A 20566-nucleotide genomic window follows, 5' to 3' on the forward strand; every position below is an offset into this window, starting at 1 on the left:
ACCCTTACCCACCCTGCTCCTGGAGTTCCGCCATGACCACCGCTCCTCAAAAGAAACAGACCCTGCTCGCCGCCGCCCTGCTTGCCCTAGCCGGCCTGGCGCCCCTGTCGGCCCATGCCCTCGACATCAAGCTCGGGCACGTGCTGGCCCCCAACCACAGCTGGAACAAGGCGGCCGAAGGCTTCGCCGCCGAAGTGAAGGAAAAGACCGCCGGCCGCGTCAACTTCGTGCTGTTTCCCAGCGGCCAGCTCGGCAACGAGAAGACCATGCTCGAAGGCCTGCAGATAGGCAGCCAGGGCGCGGCCATCATCGGCTCGGGCTCGCTGCAGCCGATCGAACCGAAGTTCGGCGTGGTCGAACTGCCCTATACCTGGTCCAGCGCCGCGCAGGCCTACCGGGCCTATGACGGCGAGCTCGGCGCCGCGCTGGCCAAACTGGCCGACAAGAAGAACCTGGTCATCGTCTCGTGGTGGGAGAATGGCTTTCGCCACGTCACCAACAACCGCGGCCCGGTGGCCAAGCCCGCCGACCTGGCCGGCCTGAAGACCCGCGTCACGCCCGACAAGATGCGCCTGGACACCTTCACCGCGCTGGGCGCGAACCCGGCTCCGCTGGCATTCGGCGAGCTGTACTCGGCCCTGCAGCAGAAGGTCTTCGACGCTCAGGAGAACCCGCTTTCCATCATCTACACGTCGTCCTTCTTCGAAGTGCAGAAGTATCTGTCCTTGACCGGCCACGTCTGGGGGCCGGCAAACCTGATCATCTCCAAGCCGATCTGGAACCGCCTGTCGGCCGAGGACAAGCAGGTGGTGCAGGCCGCCGCCGACAAGTGGCGCGACGCGCAGCGCAAGATGATCAGCGACGGCGATCAGCAGTTCGTCGCCCAGCTCAAGGAAAAGGGCATGCAGGTCAACGAGGTCGACAAGACCGCCTTCGCCGCCGCGGTCGCCCCCGTCTGGAAGACCTACTCGGCCACCTACGGCCCCGAACTGATGGCGCTGGTCCAGAAGTACCGCGAGGCCAAGTAATGCTGAACCGACTGTCCGCGATCCTGTCGGGCATCAGCAAGGCCCTCGCCGCCCTGGCGGTGGCCTTGCTGGCGATCCTGATTTCCTACGTGGTGTTCGCCCGTTTCGTCACACACACGACGCCGCACTGGGCGGAGGAACTGCCCCGCCTGGTGCTGGTCTGGTCCGCCTTCATCGGCGGCGTCACCTGCAGCTTCGAGCGCTCGCACCTGATGGCGGGCCTGCTGCCCTTCATGGTGCGCAATCCCCGGATCCTGGCGGCGTTCGAACGCCTCAACCAGGCGCTCATCATCGTCGGGCTGGCGGCGCTGGGCTATGCCGGCTGGCAACTGGCCGAACTGACGATGGACCAGACCCTGCCCGCGCTCGAGGTCTCGGCCGGCGCCGTCTACCTGGCGCTGCCCTTCGCCTGCGCGATCACCGTGATCGTGCACCTGGCGCAACTGTTCTCCCCGGCCCCGCCGCAGCAGTAAAGGATCGACAAAATGTCTTCGGGTGCTCTCTTCCTGATGGGCGTGTTCACGGTCACGGTGCTGATCGACATGCCCATCGCCTTCGGCCTGGTGCTCTCCTGCCTGGCCTACCTGGTCGTCTACGACTCCGCGCCCATGATGGTCGCGGCGCAGCAATACGTGGTGGGGCTGGACAGTTTCACGCTGCTGGCCATTCCCCTCTTCATCCTGGCCGCCCAGCTGATGAACGGCGCCGGCCTGACCCAGCGCATCGTCCGGCTGTGCGCCGCCATCGTGGGCGACATCAAGGGCGGCCTGGCGGTCGTCGCGGTGCTGGCCTGCCTGATGTTCGGCGCCCTGTCCGGCTCGGGCGTCGCCGACGTGGTCGCCATCGGCAGCCTGCTGCTGCCCGCCATGGCGCGCAGCGGCTACGACAAGGGATTTTCCTGCGCCCTGGTGGGCAGCGCGGGCGCCACGTCCACCATCATCCCTCCCAGCATCGTGCTCATCGTGTACGGCACCATTACCGACACCTCGGTGGGCAAACTGTTCCTGGCCGGCATCGTGCCGGGCATCCTGCTGGGGCTGTCGCTGATCGGCGTGGCGATCTGGCAGGCCCGCAAGCACAACTGGGCCGGCGGGCAGCCGTTCAGCTGGCCCGAGCTGCGCGCCGCGGCGGTCGACGCCCTGCCCGCGCTCATGGTGCCGGTGCTGATCATCGGCGGCATCCGTTTCGGCATCTTCACGGCAACCGAGGCGGCCTCCAGCGCCATCGTCTACGCCCTGCTGATCGGTTTCTTCTGGTACCGCACGCTGAGCCTGAAGTCGCTGTGGGACAACCTCAAGTCCACCGGCGAAAGCAGCGCGTCCATCCTGCTCATCATCGGCGCGTCGGGCCTCTTTGCCTGGGTGCTGGTGGCGGAACAGGTGCCCCAGGCCCTGTCTTCGCTGCTGGTCGACTGGACCGACAGCCGGGTCGCCGTGCTGCTCGTGCTGACGGTGGTGCTGTTGCTGCTGGGCACCTTCATGGAGGCGATCCCGGTCATCATCATCGTGGCCCCCGTTGTCATGCCGGTCCTGGCGCACTACAACATTGATCCGGTGCACTTCGGCATCCTGCTGTCGATCAACATGGCCATCGGCGCCAACACGCCGCCGGTCGGGGTCGACCTGATGGCCGCCTGCAAGATCGGCGGGATCAACATGATGCAGACGCTGCGCCCGCTGTCCTGGATGATGCTGGCCATGACCGCCGTCATGCTGCTGCTGACTTTCGTTCCCGAACTGGTGCTCTTCCTGCCGAGGCATGTGCAATGAACCCTGCCAAACCCACCCCGCGCCCCGCGGCCCTGCGCCGCAGCTGGATGTTCGTGCCCGGCATGGATGCGGACGCGCATGCGTCCGCCCTGGCCAGCGGCGCGGACGCCCTGGTCGCCGACCTGGAGGAATTCACGGCGCCAGGCGACCGGCCGGCCGCCCGCGCCCGCATCGCGGCCCTGTTCCCCCGCTGCCGCGCCCAGGGCGTGGTGGCCGCCGTGCGCATCAACAAGCTCGACGAGGACGGCCAGGCCGATCTGCGCGGCGTCATGCCCGGCGCGCCGGACGCCGTATTCCTTCCGCATGCCGAAAGCGCCGCGCAGATCGCCGCGCTGGACCAGGCCATCACGGCCCTGGAAACCGAACTGGGCCTGCCCGCCGGCGCGACCGAGATCGTGCCCACGCTGGAATCCGCGCTGGGCGTGCACCGCGCCTACGACATCCTCACCGCCAGCCCGCGCGTGTCCGCCTGCCTCCTGGCGGCGGAAGACCTCACCGCCAGCCTGGGCGCCGAACGCGGCAAGGACGGCATCGAACTGCATCACCTGCGGGCCCGCTTCCTGGTCGACTGCACGGCGGCCGGCGTCCTGCCCATCGACTGCCCGTTCAACTACCGCGACATGCCGGCGCTGGAGGCGGATCTCCGCTGGGCGCGCCGCCTGGGCCTGAAATCCAAGTGCGCCACCGTTGCCGAACAGGTGCCGATGATTCACGCCGTCTTCACGCCCGCGCCCGACGAGGTGGCCGCCGCGCACGATTGCGTATCGCGCCACGAGGCGCAACGCGCCGGCCGCAACGACGCCGAACGCATAGATCCGCCTACCTACAACACCGCGCGCCGCCTGCTGGCGCGCCACTACCAATTCGAACGTTGGGCCGCCGAGCGCCGCGCGCAGGCCAGCCCGCAACAAGGAGACACCGAATGACGCCAGCCGCAATCCCCGAACGCAACGGCGGCCAGATCCTGATGCAGCAATTGCGCATCCATGGCGCGCGCCGCATCTTCATGATTCCGGGCGAAAGCTATCTGCCCTGCATCGACGCGCTCAACGAGCACACCGACGCCATCGAGCCCATCGTCTGCCGCCAGGAAAGCGGCGCGGCATACATGGCCGAGGCCTACGGCAAGCTGACGGGCGAGCCCGGCATCTGTTTCGTCACGCGGGGCCCCGGCGCCACCAACGCCAGCATCGGGGTGCACACCGCCTTCCAGGACTCCACGCCGATGATTCTGTTCGTCGGCCAGGTCGGCAACGACTTCATGGAGCGCGAGGCCTTCCAGGAAATCGACTATCGCCGCATGTTCGGCCAGATGGCCAAATGGGTCGCGCAGATCGACCGCACCGACCGCATCCCCGAATACATCTCGCGCGCGTTCGCGGTGGCCACCAGCGGCCGGCCGGGGCCGGTGGTGCTGGCGTTGCCCGAAGACACGCTGTGGGGCCGGGCCCGCGTGGCCGACCTGCCGCGCTACCCCCGCGTGCATAGCCATCCCGGCGCGGCCGACCTGGCCCGCATGACCCAATTGCTGGACGCGGCCGAACGCCCCTTCCTGCTTTTGGGCGGCAATGGCTGGCACCAGGACGCCATCGATCAGATCGCCGGATTCGCCGAACGCTTCGAACTACCGGTGGGCACCGCCTGGCGCCGCCTGGAGTGTTTCGACCAGCGCCACCCCAATGCCGCGGGCCACGTGGGCTGGGCCATGACGCCCGCGCTGCGCCAGCGGCTGCGCGAGGCCGACCTGGTGCTGGCGGTCGGCACGCGCCTGGGCGAGGCCACCACGGAGGGCTATACGGTCATCGAAAGCCCGCAGCCGCGCCAGAAACTGATCCACGTCTATCCCGACGCCGCCGAACTGGGCCGCGTGTTCTCGCCGGCGCAGGCCATCGTGGCCGACGTGGCGAGCTTCGCGGCCGCCGCCGCCACGCTGACGCCCGGCCACGCCGCGCCGCGCGGGCACGCGGTGCGCGCCGCGCACCAGGATCTCGTCGACAGCCTGACGCCGCTGCCTTCGCCCGGCCCCATGAGCCTGGACGAGGCGGCCGCCTACGTCGACGCCCATGTCCCGGCCGACGCCTGCATCACGGTGGGCGCAGGCAACTATGCCCTGTATCCGCATCGCTACCGCCGCTACGCCGGGCCCGGCACCAGCCTCACGCCCACCGTCGGTTCCATGGGCTACGGACTGCCCGCGGCCATCTCCGCCAAGCTCGAGGACCGCAAGCGCACCGTGGTCTGCTATGCCGGCGACGGCTGCTTCCAGATGAACATGCAGGAACTGGGCGTGGCGCTGCAGTACCGCCTGGGCGTGGTCGTCCTGGTATTCAACAACGGCATCTGGGGCACCATCCGCGCCCACCAGGAACGGGAGTTCCCGGCGCGCGCCATTGCGCTCTCCTTCGAAAACCCGGACTTCACCCAGATCATCCGCGGCTACGGCGGCTTTGGCGAGGCGGTGGAAAATACCGCCGACTTCGGCCCGGCGTTCGAGCGCGCCCTGGCCTTCGCGCAGCGCGAGAATCTTCCCGCGCTGCTGGAGATCCGGTACGACGCCAACGGCATCGCGCCGGGCGAAACGCTGATGGGCATCCGCGAAGCGGCGCTGGCCCGCGCCGCCCACTGACTAGCAAGGACTTTCGACATGACGACGACTATCTCTATCGACGGACAGCGGCTGTGGCGGTCGCTGATGGACCTGGCCCGGATCGGCGCCACGCCCAAGGGGGGCAACTGCCGGCTGGCGCTGACCGCGCTGGACGGCCAGGGCCGCGACCTGGTCACCGGCTGGATGCGCGAGGCCGGCATGACGCTGCGCGTGGACCAGGTGGGCAACATCTTCGCGCGCCGCGCCGGCCGCAACAACGACCTGCCGCCCGTCATGACGGGCAGCCATATCGACACCCAGCCCACCGGCGGCAAGTTCGACGGCTGCTACGGCGTGCTGGCCGGACTCGAAGTCATCCGCACGCTGAACGACCATGGCGTCGAAACCGAAGCGCCGCTGGAAGTGGCGATCTGGACCAACGAGGAAGGCTCGCGCTTCGTGCCCGTGATGATGGGTTCCGGCGTGTTCGCCGGCAAATTCCCCCTGGAAGTGGCGCTTGCCGCCACGGACCGCGAGGGCAAGTCGGTGGCCGACGAACTGGCGGCGATCGGCTACGCCGGGCCCGACCCCGTCGGCGGACGCCCGGTGGGCGCGTACTTCGAGGCGCACATCGAACAAGGTCCCATCCTGGAGCATGAAGAGAAAGTGGTCGGCGTGGTGACCGGGTCGCTGGGCCTGCGCTGGTACGACGTGGTCGTCACGGGGATGGAAATGCACGCCGGCCCGACGCCGATGCCGATCCGCCGCGACGCGCTGTACGCCGCCAGCTACCTGCTGCAGGCGGTCGTCGGCATCGCCAACGACCATCAGCCCCATGGCCGCGGCACGGTCGGGGAAATCCAGGCGCATCCCGGCTCGCGCAATGTCATCCCGGGGCAGGTACGCTTCACCGTCGACCTTCGCCACGAGGACGAAGCCACGCTCGCCCGGATGGACCGCCGCTGGAAGGAAACCTGCGCCGAGATCGCCAAACGCCACAACGTGGAAGTGGAGGTCAAGGACGTGCAGTATTTCGCGCCCACGCCCTTCGATCCCGATCTGGTCGGCAAGGTGCGCGACGGCGCGGCCCGGCGCGGCCTGGCCGCCATGGACATCGTCACCGGCGCCGGCCACGATGCCGTCTACATGGCCAGCGTCACGCCCACCGCCATGATCTTCGTGCCATGCAAGGACGGCGTCAGCCACAACGAAATCGAAGACGCCAAGCCGGCCGACCTGGAGGCCGGCTGCAACGTGCTGCTCGACGCCATGGTGGCGCGCGCCAACCCCACGCAGGCATAGCCATGACCCAAGACACCGCCTACTGGCGCGCCAAGGCCGCCACCCTGTCGTTCAACGGCCGCGCCTACATCGACGGCGCCTATTGCGACGCCGCCGACGGCGCCACGTTCGCATCCACCAGCCCCGTCGACGGCCGCAAGCTGGCCGACGTGGCCGCCTGCGGCGCGGCGGACGTGGACCGCGCGGTCCTTGCGGCGCGCCGCGCCTTCGAGGCCGGCGTGTGGAGCGCCCTGGCCCCGCGCCAGCGTAAGGAGCGCCTGCTGCGCCTGGCGGCGCTGATCGACGCCCACCGCGAAGAGCTCGCCCTGATCGAAACGCTGGACATGGGCAAGCCGATACGCGATGCGCTGGCCTTCGACGTGCCCGAGACCGCGCGCTGCTACGCCTGGTACGCCGAGGCCATCGACAAGATCTACGACGAGATCGCGCCCACCGGCCCGGATGCGCTGGCCACCATCACGCGCGAGGCCCTGGGGGTGGTCGCGGCCGTGGTGCCCTGGAACTATCCGCTGATGATGGCCGCATGGAAGGTTGCGCCCGCGCTGGCCGCCGGCAACAGCGTGATCCTCAAGCCGGCCGAGCAGGCCTCGCTGTCGGCGATCCGCCTCGCGGCGCTGGCGGAGGAAGCCGGCATTCCGGCGGGCGTCTTCAGCGTCGTGCCCGGCACGGGCGCGCAGGCCGGGCAGGCGCTGGGGCTGCACCCCGACGTGGACTGCATCGCCTTCACCGGATCCACGGCCACCGGCAAGCGTTTCATGGAGTATTCGGGGCAGTCGAACCTGAAGCGCGTCTGGCTGGAATGCGGCGGCAAGTCGCCCCACATCGTGTTCGAGGACTGCCCCGACCTGGACCGCGCGGCGCTGGCCGCGGCCCTGGGCATTTTCTCCAACCAGGGCGAAGTCTGCATCGCCGGCTCCCGCCTCTACGTCCAGGACGGCATCTACGACGCCTTCATGGAAAAAGTCGCCGCCCACGCCGCCGCGCTGCAGCCGGGCGATCCGCTGGACCCGGCCACCGCCATGGGCGCCATGGTCGACGAACGGCAGATGCGCGGCGTGCTCGCCCGCATCGAGGCGGGCGCCGCCGAAGGCGCGCGCCTGCGCCTGGGCGGCCGCCAGGCCCGGGGCGCCACCGGCGGCTACTACATCGAGCCGACCATTTTCGACTGCGCCGACCAGGGCAACAGCCTGGTGCGCGAGGAGATCTTCGGCCCGGTGCTCGCGGCCCAGCGCTTCGCCACCGAGGACGACGCCGTCAGGCTCGCCAACGACTCGGTCTACGGCCTGGGCGCCGGGCTGTGGACCGCGAACCTGTCGCGCGCCCACCGGCTTTCGCGCCGCCTGCGCGCCGGCCTCGTATGGGTCAATTGCTATGCCGACGGCGACATCACCGTGCCCTTCGGCGGGGTCAAGCAATCGGGTTTCGGCCGCGACAAATCGCTGCACGCCCTGGACAAGTACAGCGACCTGAAGACGACCTGGATCAGCCTGACGGCCTGATCCCCCGGCGGACGCCCGGCCTGCGTCCGCCGTCTATGCCATTTCGAGCTATCTGCTTGGCCGCCAGCATCATTGAAGGCCGCTCGCGCTTGTGCGACCGTGGACGGCGACGGGCTTCCGACAGGAACCCGTTGCGGGCAGGCGCAGGCGCTCTCCCGCCATCAGAACAATGACTGGAGACAACGATGCGCAATGCGATAACGCGAGGCGGGAGGCAACCCGCCCCCGGGGCGGCCCATCCATCATGGAGGCGCGCCGCGCTGGCGGCCTTGCTTGCCGGGTCGGCATGGGTCGCGGCGGGGCCGGCATGCGCGCAGGCGCCCTATCCCGCCAAGCCGGTCACCATCCTGGTCGGCTTCCCGCCCGGCACGGCGACCGACACCGTCGCGCGCATGCTGGGCGACCGCCTGGCCCAGCGCCTGGGCCAGCAGTTCATCGTCGAAAACAAACCCGGCGCGGGCGGCTCCATTGCCGCGGGCCTGGGCGCGCGCGCCAAGCCCGACGGCTACACGCTGATGATCGGCGCCTCCGCGCCCCAAGCCATCAACCCTCACGTCTATCCCAACCTCAACTACGACGCCCGCAAGGACTTCGCTCCGATCGGCCTGCTGACCTGGCTGCCTTACCTGTTCGTCGTCAGCCCCGACAACCCCGCCCGCAACCTCAGCGAATTCCTCACGGCGGTGAAGGCCAGGCCGAATCAATACACCTACGCCACGACCGGCGTGGGCACCACCAGCCACCTGGTGACCTCCGTCCTGCTCGCCAAGGCTGGCGCCAGCATGATCCACGTGCCCTACAAGGGCAGCAGCCAGGCGCAGACGGACATCGTGGGCGGGCGCACCTACGCCACCTTCGATACCATGGTGTCTTCGCTGGCGCTGGTGAAGGCCGGCCGCCTGAAGGCGCTGGCGGTCAGCACGCCCGAACGGGTCCCGAGCCTGCCTGACGTGCCCACCGTGGCCGAGCAGGGATTTCCCGGCTTCGACATGGGCGCCTGGCTGGGACTGATCGCCCCCGCCGGCATCCCGCCGCAGATCCAGGAAAAGCTGGCCGCGGAGGTCAACGCGGTGCTGGCGGACCCGGCCGTGCGCGACAAGCTGGCGGATCTGGGCGCCCAGGTCCGCACCACCCCCTCGCCCGCCGCCTTCGGCGCCATGATGAAAACGGAATACGAGTCGTGGGGCAAGGTAGTCCGCGACTTCAACGTCAAAGCCACGGACTGATTGGGAGAGCAAGAACCATGAGCACTGCTTCCGGCATGAGCCCCGAGGAACGGGACACCCGCATCCAGCTGGCTGCCTGCTACCGGCTGGTCGCGCACTTCGGCATGAGCGATCTCATCTACAACCACATCACCGCGCGCATTCCCGGGTCGGACGATCATCTCCTCATCAATCCCTATGGCCTGATGTACGACGAAATCACGGCGTCCAGCCTGGTCAAGATCGATCTGGACGGCCGGGTGCTGAGCAATCCCGTGGGCGAGTACGGCATCAACGCCGCCGGCTACGTGATCCATAGCGCCGTGCACGGTGCGCGCCGTGACGTGCAATGCGTCATCCATACGCACACCCGCGCCGGCATGGCGGTGTCCGCGCTGAAATGCGGCCTGCTTCCCCTGACCCAGACCGCGATGCGCTTCGCCAAGATTCCCTACCACGACTACGAAAGCGTAGCCATCGATCTGGACGAACGAGAACGCCTGGTGGCGGACCTGGGGCAGTCCGAAGCGATGATCCTGCGCAACCACGGCCTGCTGGCCGTGGGCCCGACCATCGCGCAGGCGTTCAACACCCTGTACTGGCTAGAGATGGCCTGCAAGGCGCAGGTGGATGCCCTGTCGGCCAACCGCGAGCTCTGCGTCCCGCCGCCGGACATCGTCGAAAAGACCTGGCACCTGTACCAGCCGACGACGCGCCGCCCCTTCGGCGAACTGGAGTGGCCGGCCATGCTGCGCCTCATGGACAAGAAGGACCCCGGCTACCGGGATTAAGGCCCGGCCGCGCGACTAGGCCCGCGCGGGTTCGCCGCGCCGCAGCAGATCGATGCCGGCGCCCGTGTCGGCGCCCGCCGGCAGGATCGCGGCCAGGCTGGTCTTGACCTCCAGGAAGTACGGAACTCGGGACGCCAGCCCCCTGGCGACCGCGGCGGCGACCTGCTCCGGTCGGGTGACGTGCTCGGTCTGCATGCCGAAGGCGCGCGCCATCATCGTGAAGTCCGGGCTGGCCAGATTGGTGCCCACGTAGCGCCCGGGATAGGTGCGCGCCTGATGCAGCCGGATGGAGCCATAGCAATTGTTGTTGGAAACGATGAACAGGATGGGCAGGCCGCGCTCCGCCGCGGCCATCATCTCGTTGCCGGTCATCAGGAAGCCGCCGTCGCCCACCAGGCACACCACTTTGCTCGCGGGATGGCGCAGCTGCGATGCGATGGCCGCCGGCGTGCCGTAGCCCATCGCCCCGGACTGCGACGCCATCAGCCGTTGCGGATAGACGAAGGGGAAATGGCGGTACACCGGCGCGGCGAACGTGCCCGCGTCCAGGCAGATCATGGCGTCCGCGGGCGCCTGCTCGGCCAGGCTGCGCACCACCGACACGAAGGGCACGCCGTCCTCCGCCGGCGGACTGGGCCAGGCGCAGGCGCGTTCGCGGATGGCGCGCAGCGAGGCAGCCCAGTCGCCGCGCGCCGTGCCGCCCCCCGTGGCCGGCAGCGCCGCCAGCGCCTGCGCCGTGGCCACCGGATCCGCGATCATGCCCACGTCCGCCGTGAAATGCTGGTTCACGATATGCGCGTCGGCGTGGCAGTGCACCAGCGTCTGCGCCGGCCGGGGATAGCCGGGAAACGTATAGCCTTGGGTGGTGATGTCGCCCAGGCGCGTGCCCAGCGCCAGGATCAGGTCGCTCGAATCGAAGGCCGCCACCTGCGCGGCCTGCGTCGCCAGGTCCAGGTCCCCGGCATACAGCGCATGCGTGTTCGGGAAGATGTCGTGCTGCCGGAACGACACCGCCACGGGGATCCCGTGCCGCTCGGCCAGGGCTCGCAGGGCGTCGCGCCCCCCGGGAGCGTTGAAGGCGCCGCCCGCGATGATCAGGGGCCGGCGGGCCGCCGCCAGCAAGGCCTGCACCCGCGCAAGCGTGGCGGGCGCGGGCTGGGTCGGGCTGGCCGGTTCGGCCACCCAGTCCCGCGGGGGCACCACCGCCTGCTGCACGTCCTCCGGCACCACCAGCACCACGGGCCCGGGCGTGCCGGCCGTCGCCACCCGCAAGGCCTTCAAGGCCGCCCAGGCCAGGTCTTCGGGCTCCGCCACCTCGTGGACCCATTTGGCGATGGAGCCGAACATGCGCTGGTAATCGATCTCCTGGAAGGCCTCCTTGCGCAGATCCTTGCGGGGCACTTGCCCGATCAGCAGAATCATCGGAACGCCGTCCTGCTGCGCGGCATGCACGCCGATGGACGCATTGGCCGCGCCCGGCCCCCGGGACACCATCGCCACGCCCGGCCTGCCGGTCAGCCGGCCGTCGGCGCACGCCATGAAGCTCGCCCCGCCTTCGTGTCTGCACGTCAGCACGTCTATGCCCGGGAAATCATGCAAGGCATCCAGCACGCCCAGGTAGCTTTCTCCCGGCACGAGAAAGACCCGGTCGATGCCGTTGCGGACCAGTATCCCGAGCAAGGCGTGGGCGGACGTGATCGGTTCGGAGGAATGTGTCATGAATGGCCGGAAGGGATGGGCAGGCGCGGGCGCGCGGGAGGGGTTCGTCTGAATTCTAGGGTGGCTGGCCGGGCGCCATGTAGGCATACTGTGCCTATCAGATATACGGAAAACGCACACAAGGAACGCCGGCCCGCGCCCCCTCGCGCAGGCCCGAAGCATCGCGATGGACCTACGCAAGATCGAGAACCTGATCCACGTCGCCGATTCCGGCAGCTTCTCCAAGGCCGCGTCGGTGCTGGGCATCGCCCAGTCCGCGCTGGGGCGGCAGGTGCGCAAGCTGGAGGACGAATGCGGCTGCGCGCTGCTCTACCGCAACGGACGCGGCGTATCGCTGACGCCCGAGGGCGAGAAACTGCTCGACCAGCTGCGCCCCCTGTTGACGCAGATGACGCGCGTCGTGACCGAATTCCATGACGAGCAGAAGTCGCCCTCAGGCCAGGTCACGCTGGGGCTGACCCCGACGCTGTGCCACATGGTCGGCATGCCGCTGGTGGCCGAAGTCTGGAAACGCCACCCGCGCATCCAGTTGAACGTGGTCACCGGCTACAGCGGCTACGTGCACGAGTGGCTGGCCAACGCCCGCGTCGACATCGCCGTGCTGCACGACGCGCGGCGCTCCCAGCACGTGGCCGTGGATCCCCTGGCCGAGCTGGACCTGCTCCTGGTGTCGCCGGCGCAGAATCTGGCGCCCGCGGCGCGGGCCCAGACCTCGATCGATTTCGAGCAGTTGCGCGGCCTGCCCCTGGCGCTCCCCACGCGCAGCCATGGCTTGCGCCGCACCCTGGAGCACGCCGCGGCCCAGGAGGACAGGCCCTTGAACGTGGTGTTCGAGATGGACGCGCTGGAGCTGATGAAGGAAATCGTGCTGGAAGGACTGGCGCACACCGTCCTGGGCGTGCCCGCCGTGGTGCGCGAACTGGCGTCGGGCCAGCTAGTCGCCCGCAGGATCGTGAACCCGGGCCTGTCGACCCGGCTGATGCTGGCCACCGCGTCCAGCCGGCCCCTGACCCAGGCCGTGAAGATCGTGCAAGGCATTCTGCGGGAATTGCTCGCGAGCATGGCGTCGTCGGAGCCTTACCGGGCACATATGCGGATGGCGGGCTAGCTGGCGCCCTTTCGTGCCACCGACGGCGACGCGCGGCAACTGCGCGATGTCCAAGGGCAGAAACTGCTGCGGAGAGCCGTACATTCATCCGGGTTTCATGCCGAAAGCGCAACACGCGGATATCAGCGCGGCACCGGCAGCGGCGGCGCGGGAGTCAGCGGCCCCGAGGGCGGGCCTCGCGGCGATGGCGGCGGCGGAGGCAACCGGGACGGCGCCGGGCTCACCCAGCCCGGCTGGCGGCTGGGGCCGCTGGAAGGCGGCGCGGGCGGGCCCGGCGGCCGGCCCGCGTTGGCGCAGCCGACGCCCAGGCAGGGCTCGGCCGGCGCCCCCGGATTGATCAGCCTGGGGCAGGCGGAGCCGACGCAGGAATCGGGAATGACCCGGGCCGAAGACGGGGGGCGGGGCATGGCGGGGGGGCCGCCTTGCGCGGCGGCCTGCGCGCACACCGCCAGAAGCGCCGCCGCCCATGCGATTTTCATGATTGCATGCTCCGCCCCTGGATGCCCGGCCCCTTGCCAGGGCGCTGCGGCTGCCGGCCCGCGTCGCGCCGGGGCCTGGGCCGACGCGGGACAGGTCCAGTGTGCACCCGCCGCGCGCGGCCTGTCCAGGAAGGCCGCCCGCCTGGCTGTCAATCCAGCCGGATGTCCGTGCTTTTCACCACCGTGGCCCAGCGGGCGCGTTCGCTGTTGAAGAACTGAGCCAGTTCGGCGGGATTGCGCGTGACGATCTCCGCGCCCTGCTCGTTCAGTTGCGCCTTCACGTCGGGCTGGCTGACGATTTGCGCCATCAGCGCCGACAGACGGTTGGCCACGGGGTCCGTCGTGGCGGCCGGCGCCATGACGCCCTGCCAGGTTCCGGACTCGAAACCGGCCACCCCCTGTTCGGAAATCGTCGGGATGTCCGGCACGAGCTGCATGCGTTCCCGCTTCGAGATCGCGATCGGCCGCAGCTTGCCCGCCTTGATGTGGGGCAGCGTGGCCAGCAGCCCGTTCATGATGACCTGCGTCTGCCCGCCGATGGTGTCCGTCACCGCCTGCGAACCGCCCTTGTAGGGCACGTACTCCCACTGCGCGCCTGTGGCCTGCTGCACGGCCACGGCAGCCAGGTGCGGCGCGCTGCCGATGGCGGTCACGGCGAAATTCAGCCGCTGCTTTTTCGACAGCGCGACCAGTTCCGGCACCGTCCGCGCGGGAACGTCCGGGTGCACCGCAAGCACGTGCGGCGAGTAGGCCAGCATACCCACCGCCCGCAAGTCCTTCGACGGATCGAACGAGAGCTTGGTGTACACGGACGGGCTGATCGCCAGCGCCCCCACGTCGCACAGCAGCATCGTATGGCCTTCCTGCGCGGCCTGCACCACCAGCCCGGCGCCGAGATTGCCATTGGCCCCGGGCTTGTTCTCGACCACCACCGTCTGCTTCAAGGCATCGCTCAGCCGGGGCGCGAGCAGGCGGGCGATGATATCGGACGACCCGCCCGGCGGATAAGGCACGATGATGCGGACCGGCCGCGTCGGCCAGTCGGGCGACTGCCCCCAGGCTGGCATCCACGGCGAAAGGCACAGCGCCGCGGCGCCGCCCAGGAACTGTCTCTTGCTCGGGTTCATGCTGTCTCCTCTTTATGTTCCCTTGCGGGTCCGCGGGGACGGCCGGCGGCCGTCAGGTCACCGGGCCCGGGTTGAACAGCGCAAGCGCGTTGTGCAGCTTGAGCCGCTCCGCACAGGTCTGTTTCCTGCCGCTGGCCACGTCCAGCATCAGCCGGAACAGCTCCCAGCCCACCTCTTCGATGCTCGCCTGGCCGGAGGCGATGACGCCCGCGTCCACGTCCATCAGGTCATGCCAGCGCCGCGCCAGCGCAGAGCGCGTGGCCACCTTGATCACCGGCACCTGCGCCAGCCCGTAGGGCGTGCCACGGCCGGTGGTGAAAACATGCAGGTTCATGCCGGCGGCCAGTTGCAGCGTGCCGCAGATGAAATCGCTGGCCGGCGTGGCGGCGAAGATCAGGCCCTTGCGCGTCAGGCGTTCGCCAGGAGACAGCACGCCGTGGATGGGCGACGAGCCCGACTTGACGATGGAGCCCATGGCCTTTTCCACGATGTTCGACAGGCCGCCTTTCTTGTTGCCGGGGCTGGTATTGGCGCTGCGGTCGGCCAGCCCGCGCTGAAGGTAATCGTCGTACCAGGCCATTTCCCGCACCAGCGCCGCCGCCACCTCCGGCGTGGCCGCGCGGGCGGTCAGCTGGTCGATGCCGTCGCGCACCTCGGTGGTCTCGGAAAACATGACCGTTCCGCCCGCGCGCACCAGCAGATCCGTGGCGAAGCCGACCGCGGGGTTGGCCGTCAGGCCCGAGAAGGCGTCGCTGCCGCCGCACTGCACGCCCACCGTCAGGTCGGAGACGGGGCAGGTTTCACGCCGGCGCGCGTCGAGTTTGCGCAGGTGCCCCTGCGCCGTGCGCATCATGCGCTCGACCATGGCTTCGAAACCGACGAGCGCTTCGTCCTGCAGCACGATGGTCTCCACGCCGTCGGCGCCCATGCCCTCGCCCGCGCGGATCGGGATGGCGTCCGGGGCCAGGAGGCGGTCCGGCTGCAACTTTTCGCAGCCCAGGCTCACCACCATGGAGGCGCCGCCGAAGTTCGGATTGCGGCCGAGGTTGCGCAACGTGCGGATCGGGATAGACGCGCCGGGCGCGTCGATGGCGACGCCGCAGCCATAGGTATGCGCCAGGCCCACCACGTCGTCCACGTTGGGATAGGCCGGCAACAGCTCCTGGCGGATACGCGCGACCGCGTGTTCGACCACGCCCTGCACGCACTGCACGGTGGTGGAAATGGCGAGGATGTTACGCGTGCCGACGGTGCCGTCGGCATTGCGGAACCCCTGGAAGGTATAGCCCTCCAGCGGCGGCAGCGGCTCGGCGCGCGTGCCCACGGGCAGTTCGCGCAAACTGCGCGCCGCCGGCATCGTGGTGACGCGTTCGTTGACCCAGCTGCCGCGCGGCAGGAACCGCGCGGCGTAGCCGACCACGACGTTGTAGCGAACGACCGCGTCGCCTTCGGCCAGGTCCGCCAGCGCCACCTTGTGTCCCTGCGGAACCGCTTCGGCCAGCCGCAAGCCATCCGGCAGGAGCGTGCCCGCCGGCAAGCCGCCATCGCTGGCCACGATGGCGACGTTGTCCTGCGGGTGGATCTTGATCAACACCGGCGCCCGTCCTTCCGCAACCTGCATGAAGCCTCCTCGCGCATCGATGGCATCCCGATGGGAGCTCATCCGATAAGTTGTCGTACAACCTGTAGAATAACGCCGAAAATATCGGAAAATAAATTCCGGGTTTCCCCTCTATTCCAGGGGAAGCTATAGGGAAATCCTCCTTGTTCACCGAGAATCCATGTTGTACGATGACTAATCTTTTTCCCCACCAACCGCAAGCCGAGCCCGGCGCTGCGGCGCCCGCCCGAGGATGAGCGCAACATGACCACCCCGCAGGAACTCAAGGACATCGTTTCGGAAGGCTTGCTGTCCTTTCCCGTGACCGACTTCGATCAGAACGGCGACTTCAATGCCAGGCGCTACGCGCAGCGCCTGGAATGGCTGGCCCCGTACGGCGCGACCGCCCTGTTCGCCGCTGGCGGCACCGGGGAAATCTTCTCGCTGGCGCCGCAGGAATACTCCGACGTCATCCGCACCGCGGTGCAGACCTGCGCGGGCAAAGTGCCCATCCTGGCCGGCGCGGGCGGCCCGACGCGCAGCGCGATCGCCTATGCCCAGGAAGCCGAGCGCCTCGGCGCCAAGGGCATCCTGCTGCTGCCCCACTACCTGACGGAGGCCTCGCAGCAAGGCATCTCCGCCCACGTGGAACAGGTGTGCAAATCGGTCGGGATCGGCGTCATCGTCTACAACCGCGCGCAGTCCCGCCTGTCGGCCGACAGCCTGGCCCAGTTGGCCGAACGCTGCCCCAACCTGATCGGCTTCAAGGACGGCGTGGGAGACATCGAGGCCATGGTCCGCATCCGCCGCAAGCTGGGCGACCGCTTCTCGTATCTGGGCGGCCTGCCCACCGCGGAGGTCTACGCCGCCGCCTATCGGGCGCTGGGCGTGCCGGTGTACTCGTCGGCGGTCTTCAACTTCGTGCCTCGCACGGCGATGGCGTTCTACCGCGCCATCGCGGCCGGCGACCACGGCACCACCAACCGGCTGCTGGACGATTTCTTCCTGCCCTACCTGGAAATCCGCAACCGGGTGCCCGGCTACGCGGTCAGCATCGTAAAGGCGGGCGCCAAGCTCGTCGGCCACGACGCCGGTCCGGTGCGCGCGCCGCTGACGGACCTGCTGCCCGCCGAACTCGACATGCTCGACGGCCTGATTCGCCAGCTCGGGCCGCAGTAGCGCCGGCGGTCGGCGCAAGGCGGAGGGATCCCGCGGGTATATATTCATCCCTCCAGCCATGCCGGGGAGCCCGCCGATGACGAGGTACCGCGTTGCCGCTTTTTTGTTCGGCCTGTTTGCCGCGCCCGGCGGCGCCGCAGTCATCTACGACAATCACGGCCTGGTGGTGGATGCCGCCACCGGCAGCCGCGACGACTGGAACACCGGCCAGCGCCAGGCTACCCGCCGCACCACCATCACGTACAACGGCGTTGAGCTTTGCGGCAAGGAGGTCGGCGCCCTGCTCTACCCGGGCGGCAAGGACATCGCGGCCCGCGCCTTCTTCTGCGCGTCGACGGCCAAGGCGCTGGAGACGGACGCCGTGCTCGCCTACTTCACCAGCTCCAGCGCGGGCACGGCCCTCGCCCACCTGCAGGTGGCCAACGGCAGGCTGCGCGTGACCCGGCTCGCCGTATCCGGCGACCCGCAGCGCGACCGGCTTGCCGCCACCCGTTTCGAGGACGCGCGCCTGCCGGGCTGGACGCGGATCTCCACGCCCTGGAATGAAACCGTCATGATCCGCCATGCGCCCCCGAAAGCGCTCAACGTCGGGCCGGGCAAGCTCCTGGACGTGGCCGACGGCGTGGCCTATCTGGCCGTCCCGCCCGGCCGCGAGGCGGTCGAAGTCGAACCCACCCGCTACGTCACGGACGCCTACGGCTACCGGCAGCTCGTGCCGGCCATCACCACGTTCGTGAGCACCCCGCTGGCGTTCCGGGCCGTGCGCCTGAGCGATGGCCGCGAGCTTGCGCGCCTGGATTTCAAGGATACATGCCTGGGGCTGCCGTCGATCCAGTTCGACCGGCCCGACGCCTTGGCCAAGTCCGGCGCCGCGCCCGACGTGGCTTTCGACCAGGTCCCGGCCTGGCGCGCGGCCACCCTGGAGCTGACGCAGGCCTCCGGCCGCGCCACGCTGGGCCTGCGGTCCGGAACGGCCTTGCCCCGCAAGCCGGGCTGCGCGCCCCGCTGAGGGTTCAGGCCAGGAACTGGCGATAGGCCTCGTTGCCGGTTTCCTCGAAGTGCGCGTAGCCCAGCTGCCGCAGGAATGCGTCCAGCGCGCCGCTGTCGGCCAGCGGCGCCTGGATGCCGACCAGCGCCGAACTGAAATCCGCGCCCTGGTTGCGGTAATGGAACAGGCTGATGTTCCAGTTGGGCGCCATCGCGGTCAGGAACTTCATCAGCGCGCCCGGCCGTTCGGGAAATTCGAAGCGGAACAGGCGCTCGCCGCCCGCCAGCGGAGAACGGCCGCCGACCATGTAGCGGATATGCTGCTTCGACAGCTCGTTGTTGGTCAGGTCCCCGACCGAAAACCCCTGTTCCTGCAAGGCAGCCATGATCTCCGCCGCGTCGCCGCGCCGGGCGATCTGCACGCTGACGAAGATGTGGGCGGTCCGGGCGTCGGCGATGCGGTAATTGAATTCCGTCACGCTGCGCTGGCCGATCACGCCGCAGAAGCGGCGGAAGCTGCCGCGCTCCTCCGGCACCGTCACGGCGAAGACCGCCTCGCGGGCCTCGCCGACCTCGGCGCGGTCCGCCACGAAACGCAGGCGATCGAAGTTCATGTTGGCGCCCGAGGTCACCGCCACCATGGACAGCCCTTGCACGCCATCGCGCTGGACGTACTTCTTCAGCCCGGCCACCGCCAGCGCGCCCGCCGGCTCCAGCACGCTGCGGGTATCCAGGAATACGTCCTTGATCGCCGCGCAGACCGCGTCCGTATCCACCAGGATGATCTCGTCCAGAAACTCCCGGCACAGGCGGAAGGTCTCCTCGCCCGCCAGTTTGACGGCAGTGCCGTCCGAGAACAGGCCCACTTCGGGCAGATTCACGCGCTCTCCCACCTGCATGGACAGGTACATGGCGCAGGAATCCTCCGTCTGCACGCCGATGACCTTGACGCCCGGGTCCACCGCCTTGATATAGGTGGCGATCCCCGCCGCCAGCCCGCCGCCGCCGATCGGCACGAACACCGCATGCAGCGGGCCGGCGTGCTGACGCAGGATCTCCATGCCCACCGTGCCCTGCCCGGCGATCACGTAGGGATCGTCGAAAGCGGGGATGAAGGTCAGGCCCTGCGCCCGCGCCAGGTTCTGGGCGTGGGCGTAAGCGTCGCTGTACGAATCGCCCGCCTGCACTACCGTGACGGTGGGGCCGCCATGCGCCTTGACGGCATCCACCTTGACCTGCGGCGTGGTCTGCGGCACCACGATAATGGCGCGCACGTCCATCTTGGCGGCGGAAATGGCCACGCCCTGCGCGTGATTGCCCGCCGACGCGGTGATCACGCCGCGGTCGAGCGCGGCCTGCGGCGTGTTGCGCATCTTGTTGTAGGCGCCGCGCACCTTGAATGAAAAGACCGGCTGGTTGTCCTCGCGCTTGAAGTGGACGGCGTTGCCCAGGCGGGCCGACAGGCCGCGGGCGGGATCGAGCTCGGTTTCGCGGGCGATGTCATAGACGCGGGCGGTCAGGATCTGCCTCAGGTATTCCATGGACGAGGCGTTGCCGTCCTGGAATGCGGCGGCGGGCGTGGCGGATTGCGGGGTGGCGTGCATGCGGTTCTCTGCGAGGATGGGCTTTGCCCGGCAGAGGCGGCCACAAAAAACCCGCCTCTTGGGGCGGGTGGCTGTGACAATGCGGTCGCGCGCTAACCCACCATTCCAGGAATGATGGTAATAATCAGCGAAATGCGGACGGCGCGGAAATGCATGGACCGTAGCTTCCTCCAAGCGCCGCGCTTTGTCAAACGCCCCTGCCGCCCGGCCCGGACAGCGGCCGCGCTGCCCGAATTAGTGCGTCCCCATTTTATTTGACTGCACATCGGGCCACGTTCCGGCCAAAACCTGTTGTTTTGCTGCGCGCCGCACGTAGCACGGTATTACAATGGAAGGTTCGTGGCAGTCGCACCTCCCTGGAGGCGGACCAGGATCCGGCCGGTAGAACCGGCCCTCCCGGGCCAGCCAAGCAAAAAATGGGTGGGCGCCCGCCATGTTGGGCAGGCTGTCGCGGCCAGCGCGCCTGCCCAGACGAACCCACTCTCGACAACATCTACCGGCTTCCCGCCGCATAGCATGTTCGGGTTTGCGCCTAGCGCCTGCCGAACAGATTCAAGGATCATGTCTCTTACTCCGAAGATT

The 20566-nt window shown here is 69.0% G+C and carries 17 protein-coding genes; 12 read left to right on the forward strand and 5 right to left on the reverse strand.

What is annotated here, in order from left to right; genetic code table 11:
- Positions 1 to 32 precede the first annotated feature (32 nt).
- The 9 genes from ACN6PJ_RS03140 (at position 33) to ACN6PJ_RS03180 (ending at position 10181) form a co-directional block, all read left to right on the forward strand.
- Positions 33 to 1028: a DctP family TRAP transporter solute-binding subunit gene (locus ACN6PJ_RS03140; RefSeq protein ID WP_427994435.1), complete on the forward strand. Its 996-nt coding sequence runs from the start codon at positions 33 to 35 to the stop codon at positions 1026 to 1028.
- On the forward strand, positions 1028 to 1501 hold the full coding sequence (locus tag ACN6PJ_RS03145) for a TRAP transporter small permease (RefSeq protein ID WP_427994436.1): 474 nt from the start codon (positions 1028 to 1030) through the stop codon (positions 1499 to 1501). Before ACN6PJ_RS03140 ends, ACN6PJ_RS03145 begins: the two co-directional genes overlap by 1 nt.
- 12 nt (positions 1502 to 1513) lie before the next feature.
- Positions 1514 to 2797, forward strand: coding sequence for a TRAP transporter large permease (locus ACN6PJ_RS03150; RefSeq protein ID WP_427994437.1), 1284 nt, complete (start codon positions 1514 to 1516; stop codon positions 2795 to 2797).
- On the forward strand, positions 2794 to 3723 hold the full coding sequence (locus tag ACN6PJ_RS03155; RefSeq protein ID WP_427994438.1) for an HpcH/HpaI aldolase/citrate lyase family protein: 930 nt from the start codon (positions 2794 to 2796) through the stop codon (positions 3721 to 3723). The genes ACN6PJ_RS03150 and ACN6PJ_RS03155 overlap by 4 nt, the downstream gene beginning before the upstream one ends.
- The gene (locus tag ACN6PJ_RS03160; protein WP_427994439.1) at positions 3720 to 5423 is read left to right on the forward strand and encodes a thiamine pyrophosphate-binding protein; all 1704 of its coding nucleotides are present in this window, start codon (positions 3720 to 3722) and stop codon (positions 5421 to 5423) included. Before ACN6PJ_RS03155 ends, ACN6PJ_RS03160 begins: the two co-directional genes overlap by 4 nt.
- 18 nt (positions 5424 to 5441) lie before the next feature.
- Positions 5442 to 6686, forward strand: coding sequence for a Zn-dependent hydrolase (locus ACN6PJ_RS03165; protein WP_427994440.1), 1245 nt, complete (start codon positions 5442 to 5444; stop codon positions 6684 to 6686).
- Positions 6687 to 6688: 2 nt separating this feature from the next.
- On the forward strand, positions 6689 to 8185 hold the full coding sequence (locus ACN6PJ_RS03170) for an aldehyde dehydrogenase (protein ID WP_427994441.1): 1497 nt from the start codon (positions 6689 to 6691) through the stop codon (positions 8183 to 8185).
- A gap of 185 nt (positions 8186 to 8370) precedes the next feature.
- A complete protein-coding gene (locus tag ACN6PJ_RS03175; protein WP_427994442.1) occupies positions 8371 to 9411 on the forward strand; it encodes a Bug family tripartite tricarboxylate transporter substrate binding protein in 1041 nt (346 codons plus the stop codon).
- 17 nt (positions 9412 to 9428) lie between these two features.
- Positions 9429 to 10181 (forward strand): class II aldolase/adducin family protein, encoded by a 753-nt coding sequence (locus tag ACN6PJ_RS03180; RefSeq protein ID WP_427994443.1) that lies wholly within the window; start codon positions 9429 to 9431, stop codon positions 10179 to 10181.
- Positions 10182 to 10196: 15 nt separating this feature from the next.
- Here the strand turns inward: ACN6PJ_RS03180 and ACN6PJ_RS03185 are convergent, their stop codons facing one another.
- The gene (locus tag ACN6PJ_RS03185) at positions 10197 to 11900 is read right to left on the reverse strand and encodes a thiamine pyrophosphate-binding protein (RefSeq protein ID WP_427994444.1); all 1704 of its coding nucleotides are present in this window, start codon (positions 11898 to 11900) and stop codon (positions 10197 to 10199) included.
- Positions 11901 to 12066: 166 nt separating this feature from the next.
- Here ACN6PJ_RS03185 and ACN6PJ_RS03190 point away from each other — a divergent pair, with 166 nt between their 5' ends.
- Entirely contained in the window at positions 12067 to 13008 is a 942-nt protein-coding gene (locus ACN6PJ_RS03190; RefSeq protein WP_427994445.1) for a LysR family transcriptional regulator, read from the forward strand.
- Positions 13009 to 13130: 122 nt separating this feature from the next.
- Here the strand turns inward: ACN6PJ_RS03190 and ACN6PJ_RS03195 are convergent, their stop codons facing one another.
- The 3 genes from ACN6PJ_RS03195 to garD all read right to left on the reverse strand — a co-directional run bounded on the left by ACN6PJ_RS03195 (position 13131) and on the right by garD (position 16235).
- Positions 13131 to 13487, reverse strand: a complete 357-nt coding sequence (locus ACN6PJ_RS03195; protein WP_427994446.1) for a hypothetical protein — start codon at positions 13485 to 13487, stop codon at positions 13131 to 13133.
- 149 nt (positions 13488 to 13636) lie between these two features.
- Positions 13637 to 14614 (reverse strand): Bug family tripartite tricarboxylate transporter substrate binding protein, encoded by a 978-nt coding sequence (locus tag ACN6PJ_RS03200; protein ID WP_427994447.1) that lies wholly within the window; start codon positions 14612 to 14614, stop codon positions 13637 to 13639.
- 52 nt (positions 14615 to 14666) lie between these two features.
- On the reverse strand, positions 14667 to 16235 hold the full coding sequence (garD, locus tag ACN6PJ_RS03205) for a galactarate dehydratase (protein WP_427994448.1): 1569 nt from the start codon (positions 16233 to 16235) through the stop codon (positions 14667 to 14669).
- Positions 16236 to 16478: 243 nt separating this feature from the next.
- On the opposite strand from garD, the gene kdgD reads away from it, so the two are divergent.
- Positions 16479 to 17393: a 5-dehydro-4-deoxyglucarate dehydratase gene (gene kdgD / locus ACN6PJ_RS03210; protein WP_427994449.1), complete on the forward strand. Its 915-nt coding sequence runs from the start codon at positions 16479 to 16481 to the stop codon at positions 17391 to 17393.
- A 76-nt stretch (positions 17394 to 17469) separates the two neighbouring features.
- Complete coding sequence (locus ACN6PJ_RS03215) at positions 17470 to 18402, forward strand: hypothetical protein (protein ID WP_427994450.1); 933 nt, start codon at positions 17470 to 17472, stop codon at positions 18400 to 18402.
- Between the two features lie 4 nt (positions 18403 to 18406).
- Here the strand turns inward: ACN6PJ_RS03215 and ilvA are convergent, their stop codons facing one another.
- A complete protein-coding gene (gene ilvA, locus ACN6PJ_RS03220; protein WP_427994451.1) occupies positions 18407 to 19984 on the reverse strand; it encodes a threonine ammonia-lyase, biosynthetic in 1578 nt (525 codons plus the stop codon).
- Between the last annotated feature and the right edge of the window lie 582 nt (positions 19985 to 20566).

Origin of the sequence: Achromobacter sp., from assembly GCF_050285585.1 — a bacterium.
In the GTDB taxonomy this organism is placed as follows: domain Bacteria; phylum Pseudomonadota; class Gammaproteobacteria; order Burkholderiales; family Burkholderiaceae_B; genus Achromobacter.

Excerpts from the sequence above, each read along its gene's own strand:
- ACN6PJ_RS03160 (WP_427994439.1), top strand. The coding sequence starts at position 3,720 with ATGACGCCAGCCGCAATCCCCGAACGCAACGGCGGCCAGATCCTGATG.
- ACN6PJ_RS03175 (WP_427994442.1), top strand. The coding sequence starts at position 8,371 with ATGCGCAATGCGATAACGCGAGGCGGGAGGCAACCCGCCCCCGGGGCG.
- ACN6PJ_RS03200 (WP_427994447.1), bottom strand. The coding sequence starts at position 14,614 with ATGAACCCGAGCAAGAGACAGTTCCTGGGCGGCGCCGCGGCGCTGTGC.
- ACN6PJ_RS03195 (WP_427994446.1), bottom strand. The coding sequence starts at position 13,487 with ATGAAAATCGCATGGGCGGCGGCGCTTCTGGCGGTGTGCGCGCAGGCC.
- ACN6PJ_RS03165 (WP_427994440.1), top strand. The coding sequence starts at position 5,442 with ATGACGACGACTATCTCTATCGACGGACAGCGGCTGTGGCGGTCGCTG.
- ACN6PJ_RS03155 (WP_427994438.1), top strand. The coding sequence starts at position 2,794 with ATGAACCCTGCCAAACCCACCCCGCGCCCCGCGGCCCTGCGCCGCAGC.
- ACN6PJ_RS03170 (WP_427994441.1), top strand. The coding sequence starts at position 6,689 with ATGACCCAAGACACCGCCTACTGGCGCGCCAAGGCCGCCACCCTGTCG.
- ACN6PJ_RS03150 (WP_427994437.1), top strand. The coding sequence starts at position 1,514 with ATGTCTTCGGGTGCTCTCTTCCTGATGGGCGTGTTCACGGTCACGGTG.
- ACN6PJ_RS03140 (WP_427994435.1), top strand. The coding sequence starts at position 33 with ATGACCACCGCTCCTCAAAAGAAACAGACCCTGCTCGCCGCCGCCCTG.
- ACN6PJ_RS03145 (WP_427994436.1), top strand. The coding sequence starts at position 1,028 with ATGCTGAACCGACTGTCCGCGATCCTGTCGGGCATCAGCAAGGCCCTC.
- kdgD (WP_427994449.1), top strand. The coding sequence starts at position 16,479 with ATGACCACCCCGCAGGAACTCAAGGACATCGTTTCGGAAGGCTTGCTG.
- garD (WP_427994448.1), bottom strand. The coding sequence starts at position 16,235 with ATGCAGGTTGCGGAAGGACGGGCGCCGGTGTTGATCAAGATCCACCCG.
- ACN6PJ_RS03185 (WP_427994444.1), bottom strand. The coding sequence starts at position 11,900 with ATGACACATTCCTCCGAACCGATCACGTCCGCCCACGCCTTGCTCGGG.
- ilvA (WP_427994451.1), bottom strand. The coding sequence starts at position 19,984 with ATGCACGCCACCCCGCAATCCGCCACGCCCGCCGCCGCATTCCAGGAC.
- ACN6PJ_RS03190 (WP_427994445.1), top strand. The coding sequence starts at position 12,067 with ATGGACCTACGCAAGATCGAGAACCTGATCCACGTCGCCGATTCCGGC.
- ACN6PJ_RS03215 (WP_427994450.1), top strand. The coding sequence starts at position 17,470 with ATGACGAGGTACCGCGTTGCCGCTTTTTTGTTCGGCCTGTTTGCCGCG.
- ACN6PJ_RS03180 (WP_427994443.1), top strand. The coding sequence starts at position 9,429 with ATGAGCACTGCTTCCGGCATGAGCCCCGAGGAACGGGACACCCGCATC.